Raw genomic sequence first — 20,426 nt, 5'->3', positions numbered from 1 at the left:
GGGCCGGACGCCGAAGTACTCCGGTGCCGGCCCTCAGGCATAAATGTTACGAAAGCTCCTAGTGGTGTGCTGCGATGAGGGAGCTGGCTTCCTGGCGGGTGCTGCCGGAGGACTCGATGTGCGCGAGTTCGGCCGGGATTTCCCAGCCCTTCTTGCGCATCGCGGTGGCCCACAGGCGGCCGGCACGGTAGGAGGAACGGACCAGGGGCCCGGACATGACGCCGAGGAAGCCGATTTCCTCGGCCTCGGTGGCGAGGTCGACGAATTCCTGCGGCTTGACCCAGCGGTCCACCGGCAGGTGCCGCTCGCTCGGACGCAGGTACTGGGTGATGGTGATCAGGTCGCACCCGGCGTCGTGCAGGTCCCGGAGGGCTTCGGAGATTTCCTCGCGGGTCTCGCCCATGCCCAGGATCAGGTTGGACTTGGTGACCATGCCCAGGTTCCGGCCCTGCGTAATGACGTCCAGGGACCGCTCGTACCGGAAGGCGGGGCGGATGCGCTTGAAGATCCGCGGCACGGTTTCGACGTTGTGCGCGAAGACCTCGGGCTTGGAGTCGCAGATCGCTGCGATGTGTTCGGGTTTGCCGGAGAAGTCCGGGATCAGGAGTTCGACGCCGGTGCCCGGGTTCAGTTCGTGGATCTTCCGGACTGTTTCGGCGTAGAGCCAGACGCCCTCGTCGGCGAGGTCGTCCCGGGCCACGCCGGTCACGGTGGCGTAGCGCAGCTGCATGGCCTGGACCGAGCGGGCCACCTTGGTGGGTTCGAACATGTCCACCGGGGAGGGCTTGCCGGTATCGATCTGGCAGAAATCACAGCGCCGGGTGCACTCGGAGCCGCCGATCAGGAAGGTGGCTTCCTTGTCTTCCCAGCACTCGAAGATGTTCGGGCAGCCTGCTTCTTCACAGACGGTGTGCAGGCCTTCCTTCTTCACCAGGTTCTTGAGCTGGACGAACTCCGGGCCCATCTGGACCTTGGCTTTGATCCACTCCGGCTTACGCTCCACCGGAGTAGCCGCATTGCGCTGCTCAATACGCAGCATCTTCCGGCCTTCTGGTGCCAGTGTCACAGTAGAGCTCCTTCGGGGCTTGAGACGAGTGCTTCTTCGTGCTTACGGAATTCTTCCACTACCCGCTCCGCAATGTCGCCCGGCGTAATGGTCCTGCCGGCCTCAACGGACATTGTGGTGACACCGGCGTCTGTAATGCCGCACGCAATGATCTGGGCATAGGGCGCCAGATCATTGTTGCAGTTGATGGCGATGCCATGCATTGTGACTCCGTCCAGGACCCGGATGCCGATCGCGGCTATCTTGCGGTCCGGGCCCTTGCTGTCGGCCTTGATCCAGACGCCGGCACGGCCCTTGATCCGCTCGGCATTGATGCCGTAGTCCGCCATGACGGCGATCATGACAGCTTCAAGCCGTTCAACGTAGTCACGGATGCCGGACCGGTTCTTCAGCTTGAGGATCGGATAGGCGATCAGCTGGCCGGGCCCGTGCCAGGTCAGCTTGCCGCCGCGGTCCACCGCTACGACGGGAGTCCCGTCGAAGGGTCGTTCGTGGTCTTCTGTGAGCTTGCCGGCAGTGTATACGGCGGCATGCTCGAGGAGGAGGACTGTACTGGGTGCCTCAGCTGCGACGACTTTGTCATGGAGTTCGCGCTGGATGTCCCAGCCCTTCATGTAATCAACGAAATCCGGAGCAAGACCCAGCGTGGAAAACTCAAGAGTCATGGTATCCAGCTTAGACCCCGTCCGCCGTGGAGCCGGGTTCTGTGCTTAACCTCTCACTTCGAGGCCTGTGGATAACTTCTGCGGAATTCCGCCGATTCCGCTATTCCTTGGGTATGGAGAAATTCGACGACGACGGCGGTTCAGGCGAGCACGGTCCGGCACCGGTTCCGGCACTGGGATCCGCGGACGCCGCCGGCGGGGGACCTGCCGGCGCGGCCCCTGAGGTTCCCGGCTACGAGGTTGAACGGGAACTTGGCCGCGGCGCAAGCGCGAGCGTGTGGCTTGTCCGGGAACAGCTGACTCTCCGCGAGTTTGCGGTGAAATGCTTCGAACCGCCGGAACACCTTGCACGGTCCGCGCCCGGCACCGGAGCGCCCGGCAGGGGGGACCCGGACACCGAACAGGCCGTGCGCCGTGAGCTGCGGATTCTCTCCGCACTCGATCACGACCATCTGGTGAAGGCGCACGAAGTTGTCAGGCTCCGAGGTGCAGCGGACGGCGGCCTGGGGCTGGTCATGGACTATGCAGCCGGGGGATCCCTGGCCCGGCTGGTCAGCTGCCGGGGCCCGCTGAGCGTGGGCCAAACCGTCACGGTGCTGACGCCCCTCGCGCAGGCGCTGGGGTACCTGCACGGCAAGGGTTTCATGCACTCGGATGTCGCGCCGGGCAACATACTGTTCACGGCCCACGGCAAGCCCCTGCTGGCGGACCTTGGCGTTACCCGCATGGTGGGCGACGCCGCGGATTGCGTCCCGGCCGGCACGGAAGGCTTCGTGGACCCCGCCCCCGTCGATGCGCTGCGGGCGGGGCTGCAGCCCGAGCGGGACGTCTATTCGGCGGCGGCGATCGGCTGGTACTGCCTGACCGGCAAGGCACCCGAACACGGCCACAGCCGTCCGCCGCTATCACTGCTGGTTCCGGGGGTACCGCCGGCCCTCGCCGCGGCATTGGAGGCGGGCTTGAAGGAGGACCGTCGGGAGCGGCCGACAGCCCTGGAGTTCGCCGGCACTGTCTACCGCAGCGCAGACGCCGCCCCGGTGGACCTTTCCGGGTCGGTCCACCCCACCGTGCTTCCCCGGTTGCTGACACGCCGCAACGTTCCGCCGTCACGCAGTGCCCGCCGTGCGGCGAAGCTGCGCACGTGGCGCCGGCGCCTGGGCAGCTCAGGCAGTCTCCCCGGGCCAAAGGGCCGCGCTCCGGGCCGTCACGCAGGGCGAAGCCGGCGGTGGATCGGTGCCGCGGTTGCAGCGCTTGCGTGTTCGGGAATCGCCACGGCATGGTTCCTGGCCGGTCCTCCACAGGCCCCGCAGCAGGCAGCGCCACCCGAATCAGTTCAGGCACCAGCGGCGCCGGATGTTCTGCCGGAGGCCGCCGCCGGCCCGGCTCCGGCGGATGCCCGGCAGTTGGCGCTATCGCAACAGCCCGAACAGGCCGCGCGGGGGCTGGCGGGGCTGCGGTCGGCTGCGTTGAGCTCAGGGCAATTCGAACTGCTGAACGAGGTCAATCTGGCCAACTCCCCGGCGGCCGCTGCCGATGCCGGGATCAGCGGGAGGCTCAGGGATGCCGGTCATGTCCTGACGGGCTTCGACACCACCCTGACACGTGCCGAGGCAGAGCCCGGCGGCTCGGATGCAAGAGCGGTGGTGGCAATCACCGTGGCCAACTCGGCATACCGGGAGACCGACTCCGGGGGAAACGTCGTGGCGGTGGAACCTGCCGGTCCGGAGCAGAAGCTTCGCCTGGTCCTGGTTAACTCCGGCGGGCGGTGGAAAATCCAGGAGATCCTGCCAGCGGCGTAATCGCCAAAGCGGCTAATCCTTGCCGGTCGCCCAGGCCGCGGCCTGCGCGAGTGACGGATGCATCCACTCGAATCCGGCCTCGGCCAACAGAGCGGGCTCCATGCGCTGGCTCCCCAGCAGGAGTTCGTCGGCCAGCTTGCCCATGACCAGCCGCAGCACCGGCGCGGGCACCCGGAAGACGGCGGGCCGGTGGAGTGCGTCGGCCAGCCGGGCAACCAGTGCATTGACGTCCGCTGTTTCGGGGGCACAGAGGTTGACCGGACCTGACAAGGGGGAGGTCAGCAGGAAACTGAAGGCGGAGGACACGTCCGGCAGCGTGATCCACGGCCAGCATTGCCTGCCGTTGCCCAGTGGTCCGCCAAGACCGAGCCGAAGCAGCGGCAACAGGCGTCCCAACGCGCCGCCTGACCTGCTGAGGACCACCCCTGTCCGCGGGGTGACGACACGGACGCCTGCGGGAGCCCCATGAGCGGCGGCTTCCCATTCCTGGCAGATCCTGGCCATGATTCCGGATCCGGCAGGAGAGTTCTCCCGCAGCACGGCAGCGCCGCGGTCGCCGTAATAGTTGGAGCCGGACTGGCTGATGAAGACCCTTGGCGGCTGTTCTGTTCTTGCCATTGCGGCTGCGAGGGTGCGTGTGGGGTCCAGCCGTGAGCGGAACAGCTCATCAATGCGGCCGCGGGTCCAGGGACGGTCTCCGATCCCGGCTCCGGCCAGGTTGATTACGGCGTCGGCGCCCTCAAGGTGGGCGGGATCAAGCTGTCCGGCCGCCGGATCCCAGCGCAATTCGTTGGCGTCTGCCGGTGCCCGGCGCACCAGCCGGATGACGTCATGGCCACCCGAACGCAGATGGGCGGACATGTCGCTTCCGATGAGGCCTGAGGCGCCGGCCATGATGATTCGCATGATCCATCTCACCATGCCCGGCACGGTGGCGGAACCTCCCGTCCGGCCCACGTACTTTGACTATGATCGTACGATGACCTCCTCGAGCTACTTTCGTTTCCCGCATCTGCACGGCGATCTGGTCACCTTCGTGGCCGAAGACGACGTCTGGATTGCGCCTCTGGACGGAGGCCGCGCGTGGCGCGTTTCCTCCCTTCAGCTGCCGGCCCGCAACCCGCGTTTCACGCCCGATGGCAAGCGGCTGGTGTGGACGGTCGTGCAGGGGACAGCGCCTGAGGTTGTCACTGCTGAGGTCGACGGCGGAGGGTACCGTCAGCTGACGTACTTCGGCCATGCTTCCACCCGGGTCAAGGGCTTCACCGCTGCCGGCGATGTCCTGGTCACGAGCGCCTTCCGGCAGGCCGAAAGCCGCCATACGCATGCTTACAGTGTGCCGCTGGAGGGTGGCTGGTCGGAGGAACTCCCGTTCGGTCCCGTCGAATCGGTGGCATTCGGGCCGGAGATCGGCGATGAACGCCCCGTGGTCGTGGCCAGTGTGCTCTCGCGCGAGCCGGCCTGGTGGAAGCGGTACCGCGGCGGAACCGCCGGAAAGCTCTGGATCGACGCCGACGGCAACGGGGAATTCGAACGCCTCGTCCCGGAACTGGACGGCAACCTCGCCGACCCCATGTGGGTGGACGGGCGGATCGCCTTCCTTTCCGACCACGAAGGCTATGGAAACCTGTATTCGGTGCTGCCGAACGGCACCGGACTGCGCCGCCACACCGATCACGAAGATTTCTATGTACGCCACGCCGCCACGGACGGCAAGCGGGTGGTGTTCGAATCCGCCGGAGAGCTCTGGCTGCTCCCTGACCTGGGTTCAGAGGCAGTCAAGCTCGACATTTCGCTGGGATCGGCCTCCCAGGGGCGGAGGCCGGCCCTCCTGAAGACCACACGGCACCTTGGCGGCGTGATTCCGGACCACAGCGGCTCCTCCAGCGCGGTGGAGGCGCACGGGACCATTCACTGGCTCCGTCACAAGGACGGCCCTTCGCGGGTTGTGGAGGCCACTCCCGGTGTCCGTGCCCGCCTGCCGCGGCCGCTCATCGATGGCCGAATTGCCTACGTTGCCGACCACGACGGCGCGGAGGCCCTGTACATCAACGAAATCGCGCCGCAGGTGGCCGGTGACAGGCCGGCGCCGGCCCCGCGCCCCCAGCCGGCCGGGGAGCAGGAAACCGCAACGTCCCTGCCGAGGCCCGTCCCGGCTTCCGGGACCAACGTCCCTGCCGTGGCATCACCGGCGGGCGATGATTCCCTGCAGCCGGCGGCTCCGGGGCATGATGCAAGCGGCACTGCGCAGGTCGCTCCCCACAGCGCAGAGGGCGGAAGCGACGTCGCCGGCGGTGCGCCGGAACGCGTGGCCGTGGAAGCAGGCCGGGCCGGTTCGTCGCGCCTGCAGAAGATCGATTTCCCCAAACCCACCCGGGCCAGTGCCATCGAGGCCAGCCCGGACGGCCGCACCCTTGCCATTGGGACCGCTTTCGGCGACGTCTACCTGGCCGACACCCGAAGCGGGACCATCAAGCTTGTCACCAGCATCGGCGAGGGCACCATCGACGGGCTCTGCTGGTCCCCGGACTCGGCCTGGCTCGGCTGGTCCGAACCGGTCACATCCTTCGGGTCACGCAGCCGTCTCCGGATCGTTAGGGTGGACGATCCGGAATTCCGGATCGTGGACGTTACCGACGGACGCTTCCGCGATGCGTCGCCGTCGTTCACTCCTGATGGCAAATTCATTGCGTTCCTGTCCAACCGCAGCTTCGACCCCGTGTACGACGGACATTCCTTTGACTTGTCCTTCCCCAGCCCCATCAAGCCCTACCTCGTGGCCCTTGCTGCGGACACGCCGTCGCCGTTTGGTCCCTCGGTTGACCTCGCGGACGGACCGGACGGTGCATCCTCCGGGTCCGGCGCCGGCAACGGCGACGCACACGGCGACGGTTCAGGCGTGCCCGACGTCCGGGTGGACGCTGACGGGCTGGCGCACCGGGTGATCGGAGTTCCGGTTCCCCAAGGCAACTACTCTGCGCTCGAGGCCACGCCCGGAGCGCTGCTGTGGCTGGACAACGCCCTGGCCGGCGTGACCGGCGACGGCCGGGCCAGCACCGACGACAAAGATGCCGCCCCCAGCCTGGTGCGTTTCGACATGGCAAAGCGCAAGACGACCACCATCGTGGACGCACTGGACAGCTACCGGGTGTCCGGTGACGGAAGGAAGGTTGTCTTCCTGCACGACAAGCAGATCCGGGTGTCGCCCGCAGATGCCAAGGGCGACGAAGATTCCGGCCAACTGGTGAAGGTGGACGTCAGCCGCATCCGTGTGCTCCTGCATCCGCTGAGTGTGTGGGGCCAGGCGTTCGACGAAGCCTGGCGGCTCCAGCGTGACTTCTTCTGGACCGAGGACATGGCCGGACAGGACTGGGAATCCGTGCACCGCCGGTACCGCCCCATCGTGGACCGGCTCGGCTCGCATGACGACCTCGTGGACCTGCTGTGGGAGCTGCACGGCGAACTGGGGACATCCCACGCCTACGTTCGTCCGGCAGCCGTCACCGAAAACGGCACTAACGGGCAGGGCCGGCTGGGTGCTGATCTGGCCTTCACCGGGAACGGCTGGGAAATCACCCGCATCCTGGCGGGGGAGTCGTCAGACCCGTTGGCAACCTCACCCCTGACCAGGCCCGGCGCAGACGCAAAGGCGGGGGATATCCTGCTCGCCATTGACGGCGTGGAGCTGTCCGAAGGACTGACACCTGCCATGCAGCTGGTCGGAGCCGCAGGCAAGGCTGTGGAGCTGACCCTGCGCAACGGAGCCGCCCACGGCGAAGCCGCAGGCAGGCAGCGTCGCATTGCTGTGGTGCCGGTCAAGGACGAGGAACGCCTGCGTTATCAGGAGTGGGTGGCCGGCAACCGCAGGACTGTACGCGAAGCATCGGCAGGTACGTACGGTTACCTGCACATCCCGGACATGATGGCGAACGGCTGGGCCCAGCTCCACCGCGACCTTGATACCGAGACGGCACTGGACGGGCTGATCGTGGACGTCAGGCGCAACCGGGGAGGGCACACGTCCCAGCTTGTCGCCGAACTCATTGGCCGCAAGGTGACCGGGTGGAGCATGCCCCGCGGTGAGAGGCCGCGGACGTACCCGCACCACGCGCCGCGCGGCCCGGTGGTCATCCTGACGGACGAATTTGCCGGATCGGACGGGGATATCATCACGCAGGTGTCCAAGCTGCGCGGCATCGGGCCGGTCATCGGCACGCGGACCTGGGGCGGCGTGGTGGGCATCGACAACCGCTTCTCCCTCGCTGACGGCACCGGTGTGACGCAGCCGCGCTACGCCACCTGGTTCAGCGGCGGCGTAGGCTGGAACGTCGAGAATTACGGCGTCACGCCCGACATTGAGGTGACCTTCCCGCCGCATGCCTACGCAGCCGGCAGGGACCCCCAGCTGGAGTACGGCATCGGTGCGCTCAAGGAAATGATCCAGGAACTTCCCACGGACCGGCCCCCGCTGCGTGAAGGCTACCGGCGGCTGCTGCCGGCGCCCCTGCCGGCCCGCACCCGCAAGGACTAGGACCGCCCTCCCTGGTCCACCGAGGCCCGACGCAAACGAAGGCCCCGCTCCCGCCCCGATAACCAGGGCAGGAGCGGGGCCTTCGCGGTGCGGCGGCCCGGAAGTTCCGGGAGCGGCGCGTTCCGGCTGCGCTTAGGAAGCTGCGAGCGTGGCGTCCATGGTGATGTCGATGCTGGCCAGTGCACCTGAGACAGGGCAGCCGACCTTGGCTTCCCCGGCGATCTTCTGGAACTCCTCTTCCGAGATGCCCGGGATGGTGGCGTTCACCGTCAGGTGGCTCCCGGTGATGCCGGTGCCCGGCACGAAGGTTACATCGGCCTTGGTGTGGACCTCTTCAACGGTGAAGCCGGCCTGGCTGAGCGCCAGGCTGAACGCCATGGAGAAGCAGGCCGAGTGCGCTGCGGCGATCAGCTCTTCGGGGCTGGTCTTGCCTTCGGACTGTTCCGCTCGGGCTTTCCACGTGACGGCGTAGGTGCCCAGTCCGGAGCTGTCCAGCGTGGTGTTGCCGGACCCCTCGAACAGGTCGCCGTTCCATACAGTGTGCGCGGTGCGTGTTGCTGCCATATCCACTCCTCAGCTTAGATTCAGATCCGGTTCGGGCTTCCGCGCGAACCTTCGCACCAATCCTATGGATTCGGGAGCCGCGGTGCACGGGCTGTCCGCTGTCAGAGGATTATGACCGTTCACGCCGGCGCCAGGGAGTTCGACGCCGGATCCCGGCGGGAACGACGACGGCGACGCCCCCTCGCCGGGAAGCGCCGCCGTCGTCGTCGGGCGTGTGGAGTCTTACTGCCAGAGAGTGGCGATCGCCACGTTCAGCAGGGCAAGGCCGCCCACGCTGTGCGCGAGGCCCTTGCTGATCGGCTCGTTCTTCTTGTATTTACGGCTGCCAATGAAGGCCAGTACGGCCACCGCAAGTGCAATGGCGAACTTGACGCCGAGCTTGGCGTAGTTTGCGTCCATGTCCAGGGCCGGGATGAGCCCCATCATGACGATGCCGGTGATGAGCTGCAGTGCGGCGCCGTCGAACTGGCGGGGATGCACCGTGGGCTTTTTCATGTTGCCGATCCAGATGCCGACAATCATGGCAGCGCCGATGATGTGGAGGAAGACCATGACGTTGTAAACGATGTTCATGGGCCCAGTCTAGCCAGTCGGTTCTACGCTTCGTAGTAAGCCCCGCGGAACGGAACGGCGACGATTTGGTAACCAAAACGTGGTCACCACGACAACGGCGGCGCAGGACTTCCGGTGTTGCCACCGGTGCCTGCGCCGCCGTTGTTTCGGTACTGCCTGTTACGTACCGTATGTTCACTACTGGGGACTACAGCCCCAGGTCCGCCTCGAAGGCGCCGGCCTCAAGGCGGGCCTTGAGGGTCTGCAGGAAGCGTCCTGCGTCGGCGCCGTCCACCAGGCGGTGGTCGTACGTCAGCGAGAGGTACATCATGGAGCGGATGGCGATCGAGTCGTCACCGTTTTCGTCCGTGACCACCACGGGGCGCTTGACGATCGCACCCGTGCCCAGAATGCCGACCTGCGGCTGGTTGATGATCGGGGTGTCGAACAGGGCGCCAACGGAACCGATGTTGGTGATGCTGAACGTGCCGCCGGACAGCTCGTCCGGGCCGATCTTGCCGTCGCGGGTACGGTTTGCCACGTCTGCGATTTTCCCGGCCAGGCCGGCGAGGTTCAGGCTGCCGGCGTCGGAGATGACCGGAACAAGGAGGCCCTTGTCGGTGTCCACGGCGATAGCCAGGTGCTCGGCGTTGTGGTAGGTGATTTCCTGCTTGTCCTCGTCGTAGGCAGCGTTCACCTTCGGGTGCTGCTTCAGGGCCTCCGCGACTGCCTTGGCGATGAACGGCAGGAAGGTGAGCTTCACGCCGTTCTGGGCCTGGAAGGAGTTCTTGGCCTTGAGGCGCAGCTTGGCAATCTTGGTCATGTCCACTTCGTGGACCTGCGTCAGCTGGGTGGAGATGTCCAGGGACTCACGCATGCGGCGGGCAATGACCTGACGGATGCGCGGTGCCTTCTGCACAGTGCCGCGCAGTGACGATTCGGCTGCCGTCGGAGCAGAAGCCGGGGCAGCCTGCTTGGAAGCGGCCGGCGCTGCGGCGGCGGGAGCAGCCTTGGCCTCGGCGGCAGCGAGCACGTCCTGCTTGCGGATGCGTCCGCCCACGCCGGTGCCGGTCAGCGACGAGATATCCACGCCCTGCTGGTTGGCGAGTTTGCGCACCAGGGGAGTGACGTAGCCGGATTCGGCCGGGGCCGCGGATTCCGCCGCCGGTGCAGCCGGGGCCTCCTGCTTGGGAGCAGCCGGAGCTTCTTCCTTGGCGGGAGCGGCAGACGGGGCTGCGGGAGCTGCGGCGGGGGCCTCCTGCTTCGGAGCCTCGGCAGCGGGCGCTTCCTGCTGGGGGGCCGGCGCTGCCGGAGCGGCGGCCGGGGCAGCAGCGCCGGAGCCGATAACGGCCAGAACGGAACCGACCTCGGCGGTCTCGTCCTCGTTGACGCGGATTTCCTGCAGGGTGCCGGCAACCGGGGACGGGATCTCGGTGTCCACCTTGTCGGTGGATACCTCGAGCAGCGGCTCGTCAACTTCGACGGAGTCGCCGACGGCCTTGAGCCAGCGGGTCACGGTGCCTTCGGTGACGGATTCGCCGAGGGCCGGAAGGGTTACTTCATGGCTTTCGCCGGAAGCTGCGGGGGCGGCCTCGGCGGCGGGGGCTTCAGCCGGTGCGGGCGCCTCGGTGGAGGGTGCCTCTTCAGCGGCAGGTGCTTCTTCAGCCGGCGCCTGCTCTGCGGGGGCAGCTTCTTCGGAAGCGCCGGCGGAACCGGAGCCGTCACCGATGCGGACGAGCGGAGCGCCGACTTCGGCGGTCTCATCTTCGGCGACGAGGATTTCCTCAATCACGCCAGCAATCGGAGAGGGGATTTCGGTGTCTACTTTGTCGGTGGAAACCTCGAGCAGCGGCTCGTCCACCTCTACCCGGTCACCTACCTGCTTGAGCCAGCGGGTGACGGTTCCTTCGGTGACACTCTCACCGAGGGCGGGCAAGTTAACGGATTCAGACATGTCGTCCCCGTTCTCCTTATTGATCTTTAGTGCGGATGATTGCTGCCGTGTTCGAGCTTAGTGCACCCTGCGGATCATGCCGGGTGCACTAAGCTCAGGGTTCTTGCGGTGGTGCTGGCGGAGGTTTTAGCCGTGGAGGGCTTTGCCCGCCAGGGCGAGGTGGGCCTCGCCCAGGGCCTCGTTCTGGGTCGGGTGGGCGTGCAGCAGCTGTGCCACGTCCTCCGGGTATGCTTCCCAGTTCACGATCAGCTGGGCTTCGCCGATCTGCTCGCCCATGCGCGAACCGATCATGTGGACGCCCACCACGGGGCCGTCCTTCTGGCGGACCAGCTTGACGATGCCGCCGGTGCCCAGAATGGAGCTCTTGCCGTTGCCGGCGAGGTTGTACTCCTGCGTTTCCACCTGGTCGTCGCCGAACTTTTCCTTGGCAGCCTTTTCGGTGTAGCCCACGGTGGCGATTTCGGGTTCAGAGTAGGTGACCTTGGGGATGTTGACATCTTCAACGATGACCGGCTTCAGGCCGGCGATTTCTTCGGCCACGAAGATGCCCTGCTGGTAGCCGCGGTGGGCCAGCTGGACGCCCGGGACGATGTCGCCCACGGCGTAGACGTTGCCAACGCCGGTGTGCAGGCGTTCGTTGGTGATGACGAAGCCGCGGTCGATGGTGATGCCGGCTTCTTCGTAGCCAAGGTTGGCGGTGACCGGTCCGCGGCCGACGGCCACGAGGAGCAGGTCGGCTTCGAAGGTCTTGCCGTCAACGAGGGTGACCTTGACGCCGTCGTTGTTCTGCTCAACGCCCTGGAAGAAGACGCCGGTGGAGAACTTGATGCCGCGCTTCTTGAACGCACGCTCGAAGTTCTTGACGATTGCGGCGTCCTCGTTGGGGACCAGCGACGGCAGGCCCTCCACGATGGTGACGTCCACGCCGAAGGACTTCCAGACCGAGGCGAACTCGACGCCGATCACGCCGCCGCCCAGGATGATTGCGCTCTTGGGGATGTAATCCATGGTGAGGGCTTCGTCGGAGGTGATGACCTTGCCGCCGATTTCCAGGCCCGGCAGGGTGCGGGAGTAGGAGCCCGTGGCGAGAACGATGTTCTTGCCCTTGTAGGCGGTGCCGTTCACGACGACGGTGTCGGTGCCCTGGAGTTTGCCTTCACCTTCGATGACGGTGATGCCCTTGGACTTGATCAGGCCCTGCAGGCCCTTGAACTTACCGGCGATGATGCCGTCTTTGTAAGCGTTGACAGCACTCATGTCGATGCTGTCCAGCGTGACGTTGACGCCGTACTTTGCGGAATCGCGGGCGTGGTCGGCGAGCTCGGCGGAGTGCAGGAGCGCCTTGGTGGGGATGCAGCCGTTGTGCAGGCAGGTGCCCCCGAGTTTCCCCTTCTCCACGAGGCCAACGGTGAGGCCAAGCTGAACGGCGCGGAGGGCGGTGGCGTATCCGCCGCTGCCACCACCGAGTACCAGGATGTCGAATTCTTGCGCAGTTGCCTGATCGGCCACTTAGACGCTCCCTCGCGTGAACGATGACACGAGAGTACGCATCATCTGGTCTTGGAACTTGCTCTGCCGTGATTATGCCAGCAGGCAGGTTCTCTTGCATTTGTGACTACCGCAGTTCACCTTAGCGAACCACTTATCCATGCTCCACCTTGTCACGGCGTTTGTGGAGCGCTTGTGTCGAGTGTCACGCGGCTTTGTGGCGGACGGATCATGACCCGCCACAAAGCCGCGAACTGCCTCACCAACCCTGCGGAGGGCCGGTGAGGCGGAGCCGGTTAAGCAGACGCCGCCAGTACGTCTTCCACGTAGGCCACCAGGGTGCGCACCGTGCAGCCGGTGCCCTGCTTCGGGGTGTAACCGTAGGGACTGCCGTTGTTAAAGGACGGGCCGGCGATGTCGATGTGGGCCCAGGGGATCTGCTCGCCGTCCTTGCCCTTGCCGACGAATTCACGCAGGAACACGGCAGCGGTCATCATGCCGCCGTGGCGCTCTCCGATGTTGGCCAGGTCCGCAACCTCGGAATCGATGCTGGCGCGGAGCTCTTCCGGCAGCGGCATCGGCCACACCAGTTCGCCGGCGCGGTCGGCCGCGGCTTTGAGCGGGCCGGTGACGCTGTCCGAGCCCATGACGCCGGCCGTCCGATTGCCCAGTGCGATCAGCTGGGCGCCGGTGAGGGTGGCGACGTCGATAATGGCGTCCGGGTACTCCTGGCTGGCCGCCACGATTCCGTCGGCCATGACCAGGCGGCCTTCGGCATCCGTATTAAGGACCTCGACGGTTTTGCCGCCGAACATGGTGAGGACGTCCGCCGGGCGCTGCGCTGCCCCGGAGGGCATGTTCTCGGCAATGCACAGCCACGCAGTCGCCTTCACGGGAAGGCCCAGGCCGGCGACGGCCAGCACGGTATTAAGGACGACGGCGGCGCCCGCCATGTCGCTCTTCATGTCACCCATGCCAAGGGCGGGCTTGATGGATATTCCGCCGGTGTCAAAAGTGATGCCTTTGCCAACGAGCGCAATCTTGGCGGCTGCCTTGGACGGCGCGTATTCCACCTTGACCAGCCGCGGCTGCCTGGTGGACCCCTTGCCGACACCCATGATCCCGCCGAAGCCCTCCTTCTCGAGGCGCTTCTCGTCCCACACGGTCACCTTGACCGGCAGGCCCTTGGAGAGTTCCTTGGCGGCATCGGCAAAGGACTCCGGGAAGAGGTGGCTGGGCGGCTGGTTCACAAGTGAACGGGTTGCGTTGACTGCCTTCCCGATCTGGGCCGAGCGGTTCAGCAGGGGCTGCAGATCCTTGTCGGCAGCGAAGTCGGTGAAGATCACCACGTTCTTCACTGGTTCCTTGCGGCCGTTGGCTTCCGAACGGTGTTCGGTGAACGAGTACGAACCCATGGCGGCGCCCTCGGCGATGGCCGCGACGTCGGCAGGGGACGCCGTCGGAAGCGCCAGCGTCACCGTGGTGAGACCGGCAAGCTGGCGGACTGCGGAACCGGCTGCGCGGCGCAGCGCCTCTTCCGTGAGTTTTCCGCCGGCGCCGGGCTTGCCGACACCTGCGAGCACCAGGACGGAGGCGCCTGCTTCGGGAAGACCGGGCAGCCTGTGGACCTGGTCAGCCGCGCCGGTGAGGCCAAGAACCTTCAGGGACTCCGCGATGGCCTCGGCAGACTTGGCCGTCAGCGGGTTGTCCAGCAACACGGGACCGTCGGGTCCCTGGGCCACGCCAATGACCAGGGCGTCCGCGGGCGACTTCTTAACGTCACGCGCAATGACGCTAAGTTTGATTTCAGTATTCTTGACCACGAGGATCAGTCCTCAATTCTCTGTGATTTTCGGCAGGAATCGCATGTTTGGCGCCCCGCCATGGAACAGGCCGTTGTCGGCTTGAGACGCAACCCGGTGTCTGCAAGGCGTGCGTAGGGCCAGTTCCGATCGTAGTCTCTCCGCCCCGGCCGCACTGAATCTGATGAGACCTGCAGCACATTGCCGGTGCGCGCCGCCGTGGCGGAATGCTTCGGCCGGCCGGTGCGTTGTAGAAAATATCCGGCGGATCTGCGCGGATCCCCCCACCCATAGTGTTGACGAACCCGCCTCCGCCGCCACTGCGAAAGGAACATGCCGTGCTTGAACGGATTTCCGGCTCCCTGCTGGACCCCGATGCTCTCTATGTGAGCAACGCCGAGCTGTTCGACAACCCGGAACTCCGCGGGCTCAATCTGGTGATGGGCTTCACGGGATTCGCGGACGCCGGTCACGTGGTCAAACAGATTACCTCCGAGCTGCTGGACACTCTCGAGTCGGAGGTCGTGGCCGCCTTTGATGCCGACCAGTTGATCGACTACCGCTCGCGCCGGCCGCACGTCACGTTCGTGGAGGACCACCTCCAGGATTACCAGGCCCCCAGCCTGGCCTTGTACCGGCTGGTTGACGGGCTGGGCAAGCCGTTCCTGTTCCTCGCCGGCTTCGAGCCGGACCTGCAGTGGGAGCGGTTCGCCCGCGCCGTCGTACGGATCGTCGAGCACCTTGATGTGAACCTGGCGACCTGGATCCATTCCATCCCGATGCCTGTTCCCCACACCCGGCCGGTGGGAGTCACCGTTCACGGCAACCGCCCGGAGCTCATCGAAGGGATCTCGGTCTGGAAACCCACGGTGGAGGTGCCCGCGGCAGTGGGCCACATCCTTGAACTGCGCCTCACCGAAGCCGGCCGAAATATTGCCGGGTACGTCATCCACGTTCCGCATTACCTCGCTGAAGCCGAATACCCCAACGCAGCCGTGGCCGGCCTTGAGTATCTCGGTGCAGCCACGTCACTGATGCTGCCGACTGACCGCCTGCGGGAGGCCGGCCGCGAAGTGGGGCGCCAGATCGCCGAGCAGCTCGAGGCCTCCGAGGAAGTCCAGCAGGTGGTTTCACGCCTGGAGACCCGTTACGACGAGAAGGCCGAGGGCACGGTACGGCGGTCCTTGCTGGCCGATGAAAACGATGAACTGCCGAATGCTGATGCGCTGGGCGCCGCAGTGGAGGCCTATCTCGCCCGCGAAGAGCCCCGTCAATAAATAGGACTTATGCCAGCACCGGGCATAATGGAGACGTGACTGCACCGCGCGCCTGGCTCATCTGGACCGTCGGAGTATTTGCGTATCTGGTCGCGGTCAGCCAGCGCACCTCCTTTGGCGTGGTGGGACTCGAAGCGACAGAGCGGTTCCATGCCACCGCAGCGGAGATCTCGTTCTTTACGGTGCTTCAGCTGCTGGTCTACGCAGGGCTGCAGATCCCGGTGGGGGTCCTGGTTGACCGCCTGGGATCCCGGACCATGATTGCCGGGGGAGCAGTCCTGATGGGTCTTGGCCAGCTTCAGCTGGCCTTCGCGGACAACATTCCCGGCGGAGTGCTCGGCCGTGTGCTGGTGGGCGCCGGGGACGCGATGACGTTTATTTCAGTGATCCGGCTGATTCCGCTGTGGTTCGCTCCGGCGAGGGTGCCGCTCATTACGCAACTGACAGGAATGTCGGGCCAGCTCGGGCAGCTCTTTAGCGTTGTGCCGTTTGCCATGATCCTCCACTCGGCCGGCTGGACTCCTGCGTTCCTGACACTTGCCGCGATGTCCGCGCTCGCCGTCGTCCTGGTGCTGGCCGTGCTGAAGGACCAGCCGCCGGGCCACCCCGCCACGGAAACCGGCCAGGGACTGAGGGCCACCGGCATCTCCCTGTCCAGCGCCTGGCGGCAGCCCGGCACCCGCCTGGGCCTATGGAGCCACTTCACGATCCAGTTCAGCGGCACGGTGTTTGCCATGACCTGGGGATACCCGTTCCTGATTTCCGCCCAGGGACTCGATGCAGCCACGGTTGCCGGCCTGATGTCCGTCTACGTTGCCGCAGCCATCGCCGCCGGTCCGCTGATCGGCAGGTTCGTTTCCCGCCACCCCCTTCGCCGCTCCACGATGGTGCTCCTGATTGCAGCCACGACGGCGGCTGCCTGGGCCGCCGTGCTACTCATGCCGGGACGGTCTCCGCTCTGGATGCTCGCCGGCCTGGTGGTGGTGCTGGCCATAGGAGGTCCGGGTTCCATGATCGGGTTCGACTTTGCCCGCACCTTTAATCCGGCCCATCGAATCGGAACAGCCACCGGAATCGTGAACGTGGGCGGATTCATTGCAGCGCTCGTTGCCATCTACCTCGTCGGCCTCGTGCTCGACGTCCTCCACGCCACCGGCTTCTCCCAGGGAGAGCTGTACGGCCTCGATCCGTTCCGGATCGCGTTGAGCGTCCAGTTCGTGCTGATCGGCATCGGAGCCGCCGCCATCATCGCCACCCGACGGAAGGTCCGGCGCCAGATGGCCGCCCAGGGCGTTGTCGTGCCGCCGCTGCTCAAAGCGCTCGCACAGCAGCGCCGGCGCAATCTGGAGTGACGCCGGTCTGATTAGGCGCTGTTTCCACATAGCAAAAGCGGGCTCTTAACCTCAGGCGCCGGCCGTACAAGTCTGGATGCATGACACCTCCAGAACGACAGACTCCAGAACGACTGACCATCTCCGGCCCCGAGGACATCCTGGGCTTCATTCCGCACTCCCTTGGCTATTGGCCGGCCAACAGCCTGGTGGCCATGACCATGCAGGGCAAACGCCTGGGCGCCACCCTCCGCGTGGACTTGCCCCGATCCGATTCCGGTTCCGGGCTGCGCCGTTTTGCGCGCACTGTCAGGGACTACCTGGAAGCGGACCATGACGCCGACGGCACCCTGCTGGTGCTTTTCAGCAACGAGGGATGGTCTGAGGGCCCGGATGCTGCTCCCGGCACGCTCCCTTCCGGGGAGCCGGCGGAGAGCACGTTGGCGTGCCTGTTGGTGGAGCTGGAGGTCGAGCTGGAATTGTCCGGGCGTCCTGTCCGTGACGCCTGGTATGTGGGTGAGGCCTTCTGGCGGAACGCGTATTGCCTTGATGCGTCCTGCTGCCCGTTTCCGGGGCGCCCGGTGGACGAGATCAGGGACAGCAGGCTGAACGCCGAGATGGTCTTCCGGGGGAGCAGCGTGGGAGAGGACCCGTCCGCCGCGGCAGTTGCCCCGCCGACGGCGGCGCAGGCCGATGCGGCCGTGCTGGAATCGGAAGAGCGGTGGGCAAGGGAACTTGCGGCGCTGCGGGGGAGCCGGTCCCAGTTCGCGAAGGTTCTGGATGTCTGGGATTGCGTGCTGGCGGCTGAAGCAGGGTGGCAGCTTCCGGCCGGGCTGGCCGGGTACCTCCGCGCTTCCCTTCGTGTCCCCCACTGGCGTGACGCTGTGCTGGTGATGAGTGCGGCGGGCCGGCAGGCCGCGGACCAGGGCGCCGAGGACTTCGGGATTTTCCAGCCGCACGGCGACCTGCCGGTGGTGACACCGCCCCTGGGCGGACTGCCGGCGGCGGCCCCGGTAGGGGATGCTGCATACCCGGTTCCCGGCTACGGGGATGTACTGCTGGGGCTGGCGCCAGCTTCCCCCCGCTGGGACCGGATGCGGACGCTGGAGGTCATCCTGCGGCAGCTCGGTGCGGCCGGCGGGGGCGAAGGTGGTGCGGCCACCCTGACAGGACGCGGCTGGATCGAATGGTGCCGCGGCAGGGGCTCGTTTGCGCACGCGCTGTTGGACCAGGCCGTCGCTGTGCACCCCGGATACCGGCTGGCTGAACTTCTATCCGAACTCGTCAGTCGGGGCACGCTGTGCGGGTGGGCCGGACGCCGTGACGCCGCCTGGCAGAAGTTTGAAACGGATGCGGCCTAGTGGCTCCGGTTCTGCGCGCGTGAGGCCCGGCAGGAAGCGGCCGCCCGGCAGAAACATTCGGGCCTGCTCGCCGCCATGAGGCGCCGATTGGGAAAATCATGAGACAATGGATGCCGAGACCCGGTTGGGTCCGTGAATCAAGTGCATGTAGTGATGCCCGGAAACGGGAACATTACGGCCGCTACGGCAGTTCTACTTAGTGACTCTGCCGGCCGCGATCGCACCTGATGTGAATCACGGACTTGACAGGGTCATAGTGGTGTTGCCCGCATGGTGATTCCACAGACCGCCGCTAGAAAGGTTTTCTGTGACCCCGTCTTCCGCGAAGAAGGAACCCGCCGACCAGGCCGAATTGTCCCCTGAGGAGAAGAAGGCGGCGACGAGCGCCAAGCGTGCCGCCACGCGTGCAGCCAATAAGGCTGTCAAAGATGCTGCTTCCGCCGAGGGCGGCGCCCCGGCGAAGCCCGAGCCCAAAAAGCGTGGACCCAAGCCCGGCGCCAAGGCTGCCGCTGAGGCAGGCAAGACGCGCACGTCGGACGACGACGATACAGAGGATGTCGAGCTGGATGAAGATCTGGACGACGTGACTCCGGATCCGTCCGAGCTAACTGAGGAGGAAGCCGCCAGCAAGACCGGTGCCGCCGCCACCGGAACCGGCTTCGTGTACTCCGATGCCGATGACGACGACGCCCCGGTCCAGCAGGTCATGTCGGCCGGCGCCACCGCCGACCCCGTCAAGGACTACCTGAAGCAGATCGGCAAGGTTGCCCTGCTGAACGCTGAACAGGAAGTGGACCTTGCCCTCCGCATCGAGGCGGGCTTGTTCGCCGAAGAGAAGATCGCGGCGGACGACGGGTCCATGGATCCGAAGCTCAAGCGCGAGCTGGAATTCGTCATCCACGACGGCAAGCGCGCCAAGAACCACCTGCTGGAGGCAAACCTCCGTCTCGTTGTCTCGCTGGCCAAACGCTACACCGGCCGCGGCATGCTGTTCCTTGATCTCATCCAGGAAGGCAACCTGGGCCTCATCCGTGCAGTCGAGAAGTTTGACTACACCAAGGGCTTCAAGTTCTCCACCTACGCCACATGGTGGATCCGCCAGGCCATTACCCGTGCCATGGCCGACCAGGCCCGCACCATCCGTATCCCGGTGCACATGGTGGAAGTCATCAACAAGCTGGCCCGTGTCCAGCGCCAGATGCTGCAGGACCTCGGCCGCGAACCTACGCCCGAGGAGCTGGCCCTCGAACTGGATATGACCCCCGAGAAGGTCGTGGAAGTCCAGAAGTACGGCCGCGAGCCGATCTCGCTGCACACCCCCCTTGGCGAGGACGGCGACTCCGAGTTCGGTGACCTCATCGAGGACTCCGAGGCTGTGGTTCCTGCCGACGCGGTCAGTTTCACCCTGCTGCAGGAGCAGCTGCACTCGGTGCTGGACACCTTGTCCGAGCGCGAAGCCGGCGTGGTCGCCATGCGGTTCGGCCTCACCGACGGACAGCCGAAGACTTTAGACGAAATCGGCAAGGTCTACGGAGTGACGCGCGAGCGTATCCGCCAGATCGAATCCAAGACGATGTCCAAGCTGCGGCACCCGTCCCGGTCCCAGGTCCTGCGAGACTACCTGGACTAGGCGGCGCTGCCCCAACTGGAGCGGCCGGCGTTTGCCCGGCTGCTCCAGGGTCAATCACTGCGAAAGGCCCCGCCGATGGCGGGGCCTTTCGCATGACATGGCTTCGTGTGGAACACGCTGGCAAGCAAACAGGGCCCCTCCCAAGCGGAGGAGCCCTGTTTTGTCATCAGAGAGTTGCTTAGTCCACCGATACCGTGGGCTTCTCGTGGAGCCGGCCGGTCTCGTCGTGCCAGCCGGAACTCAGCGGCTTGAGCGTCGCTTCGACAGCCCGAGCGTGGTGGCCGCAGAAGAGCAGCTCCCCGCCGGAGGACTCGAGAACAACCCGGACGTACGCCTGTGCTCCGCAACGATCGCACCGGTCCAGTGCGTTGAGCGTGCGGTCCGCAACTGCTGTTGTCATTTCGGC

15 protein-coding genes are annotated in these 20,426 nt (G+C 66.0%); 6 read left to right on the top strand and 9 right to left on the bottom strand.

Annotated features, from left to right (window positions below):
• Positions 1-58: 58 nt before the first annotated feature.
• Both lipA and lipB read right to left on the bottom strand, forming a co-directional pair.
• A complete protein-coding gene (gene lipA, locus JOE31_RS14815; RefSeq protein ID WP_209745933.1) occupies positions 59-1,066 on the bottom strand; it encodes a lipoyl synthase in 1,008 nt (335 codons plus the stop codon).
• Positions 1,063-1,740, bottom strand: a complete 678-nt coding sequence (gene lipB / locus JOE31_RS14810) for a lipoyl(octanoyl) transferase LipB (RefSeq protein ID WP_280873163.1) — start codon at positions 1,738-1,740, stop codon at positions 1,063-1,065. Before lipB ends, lipA begins: the two co-directional genes overlap by 4 nt.
• 104 nt (positions 1,741-1,844) lie before the next feature.
• Between lipB and JOE31_RS14805 the strand changes: the two genes are divergently transcribed.
• Positions 1,845-3,530 (top strand): serine/threonine-protein kinase, encoded by a 1,686-nt coding sequence (locus JOE31_RS14805; RefSeq protein WP_209745929.1) that lies wholly within the window; start codon positions 1,845-1,847, stop codon positions 3,528-3,530.
• Positions 3,531-3,542: 12 nt separating this feature from the next.
• Here JOE31_RS14805 and JOE31_RS14800 read toward each other — a convergent pair whose 3' ends face one another.
• On the bottom strand, positions 3,543-4,436 hold the full coding sequence (locus tag JOE31_RS14800; protein WP_209745927.1) for a TIGR01777 family oxidoreductase: 894 nt from the start codon (positions 4,434-4,436) through the stop codon (positions 3,543-3,545).
• Positions 4,437-4,509: 73 nt separating this feature from the next.
• On the opposite strand from JOE31_RS14800, the gene JOE31_RS14795 reads away from it, so the two are divergent.
• The gene (locus JOE31_RS14795; RefSeq protein ID WP_209748471.1) at positions 4,510-8,061 is read left to right on the top strand and encodes a S41 family peptidase; all 3,552 of its coding nucleotides are present in this window, start codon (positions 4,510-4,512) and stop codon (positions 8,059-8,061) included.
• A gap of 132 nt (positions 8,062-8,193) precedes the next feature.
• Here JOE31_RS14795 and JOE31_RS14790 read toward each other — a convergent pair whose 3' ends face one another.
• The 5 genes from JOE31_RS14790 to JOE31_RS14770 form a co-directional block, all read right to left on the bottom strand.
• Complete coding sequence (locus tag JOE31_RS14790) at positions 8,194-8,625, bottom strand: OsmC family protein (RefSeq protein ID WP_011691469.1); 432 nt, start codon at positions 8,623-8,625, stop codon at positions 8,194-8,196.
• A gap of 222 nt (positions 8,626-8,847) precedes the next feature.
• The gene (locus JOE31_RS14785; protein ID WP_209745925.1) at positions 8,848-9,198 is read right to left on the bottom strand and encodes a hypothetical protein; all 351 of its coding nucleotides are present in this window, start codon (positions 9,196-9,198) and stop codon (positions 8,848-8,850) included.
• Between the two features lie 187 nt (positions 9,199-9,385).
• Positions 9,386-11,131: a 2-oxoglutarate dehydrogenase, E2 component, dihydrolipoamide succinyltransferase gene (sucB, locus tag JOE31_RS14780; RefSeq protein WP_209745923.1), complete on the bottom strand. Its 1,746-nt coding sequence runs from the start codon at positions 11,129-11,131 to the stop codon at positions 9,386-9,388.
• A gap of 126 nt (positions 11,132-11,257) precedes the next feature.
• Positions 11,258-12,640, bottom strand: coding sequence for a dihydrolipoyl dehydrogenase (lpdA, locus tag JOE31_RS14775; RefSeq protein ID WP_028270850.1), 1,383 nt, complete (start codon positions 12,638-12,640; stop codon positions 11,258-11,260).
• Positions 12,641-12,915: 275 nt separating this feature from the next.
• On the bottom strand, positions 12,916-14,442 hold the full coding sequence (locus tag JOE31_RS14770; protein ID WP_209745921.1) for a leucyl aminopeptidase: 1,527 nt from the start codon (positions 14,440-14,442) through the stop codon (positions 12,916-12,918).
• A 317-nt stretch (positions 14,443-14,759) separates the two neighbouring features.
• Here JOE31_RS14770 and JOE31_RS14765 point away from each other — a divergent pair, with 317 nt between their 5' ends.
• From JOE31_RS14765 to JOE31_RS14750, 4 genes are all read left to right on the top strand, one after another.
• On the top strand, positions 14,760-15,698 hold the full coding sequence (locus tag JOE31_RS14765; protein WP_209745919.1) for a proteasome assembly chaperone family protein: 939 nt from the start codon (positions 14,760-14,762) through the stop codon (positions 15,696-15,698).
• A gap of 35 nt (positions 15,699-15,733) precedes the next feature.
• Positions 15,734-17,050, top strand: a complete 1,317-nt coding sequence (locus JOE31_RS14760; protein ID WP_209745918.1) for a nitrate/nitrite transporter — start codon at positions 15,734-15,736, stop codon at positions 17,048-17,050.
• Between the two features lie 80 nt (positions 17,051-17,130).
• Complete coding sequence (locus JOE31_RS14755) at positions 17,131-18,390, top strand: DUF4192 family protein (protein WP_209745917.1); 1,260 nt, start codon at positions 17,131-17,133, stop codon at positions 18,388-18,390.
• Between the two features lie 307 nt (positions 18,391-18,697).
• Positions 18,698-20,020, top strand: a complete 1,323-nt coding sequence (locus tag JOE31_RS14750) for an RNA polymerase sigma factor (RefSeq protein ID WP_209745916.1) — start codon at positions 18,698-18,700, stop codon at positions 20,018-20,020.
• A gap of 178 nt (positions 20,021-20,198) precedes the next feature.
• Here the strand turns inward: JOE31_RS14750 and JOE31_RS14745 are convergent, their stop codons facing one another.
• The gene (locus tag JOE31_RS14745; RefSeq protein WP_209745915.1) at positions 20,199-20,420 is read right to left on the bottom strand and encodes a hypothetical protein; all 222 of its coding nucleotides are present in this window, start codon (positions 20,418-20,420) and stop codon (positions 20,199-20,201) included.
• Between the last annotated feature and the right edge of the window lie 6 nt (positions 20,421-20,426).

The organism is Arthrobacter sp. PvP023 (assembly GCF_017832975.1).
Taxonomy (GTDB): domain Bacteria; phylum Actinomycetota; class Actinomycetes; order Actinomycetales; family Micrococcaceae; genus Arthrobacter.
Note: the sequence above shows the minus strand (reverse complement) of the source record. Positions and strands in the feature narration are given on the sequence as shown.

What these genes read in the sequence shown, in the direction of transcription:
- JOE31_RS14800 (WP_209745927.1), bottom strand. Translation starts at nt 4,436, where the DNA reads ATGCGAATCATCATGGCCGGCGCCTCAGGCCTCATCGGAAGCGACATG.
- sucB (WP_209745923.1), bottom strand. Translation starts at nt 11,131, where the DNA reads ATGTCTGAATCCGTTAACTTGCCCGCCCTCGGTGAGAGTGTCACCGAA.
- JOE31_RS14755 (WP_209745917.1), top strand. Translation starts at nt 17,131, where the DNA reads ATGACACCTCCAGAACGACAGACTCCAGAACGACTGACCATCTCCGGC.
- JOE31_RS14805 (WP_209745929.1), top strand. Translation starts at nt 1,845, where the DNA reads ATGGAGAAATTCGACGACGACGGCGGTTCAGGCGAGCACGGTCCGGCA.
- JOE31_RS14745 (WP_209745915.1), bottom strand. Translation starts at nt 20,420, where the DNA reads ATGACAACAGCAGTTGCGGACCGCACGCTCAACGCACTGGACCGGTGC.
- JOE31_RS14785 (WP_209745925.1), bottom strand. Translation starts at nt 9,198, where the DNA reads ATGAACATCGTTTACAACGTCATGGTCTTCCTCCACATCATCGGCGCT.
- JOE31_RS14795 (WP_209748471.1), top strand. Translation starts at nt 4,510, where the DNA reads ATGACCTCCTCGAGCTACTTTCGTTTCCCGCATCTGCACGGCGATCTG.
- JOE31_RS14790 (WP_011691469.1), bottom strand. Translation starts at nt 8,625, where the DNA reads ATGGCAGCAACACGCACCGCGCACACTGTATGGAACGGCGACCTGTTC.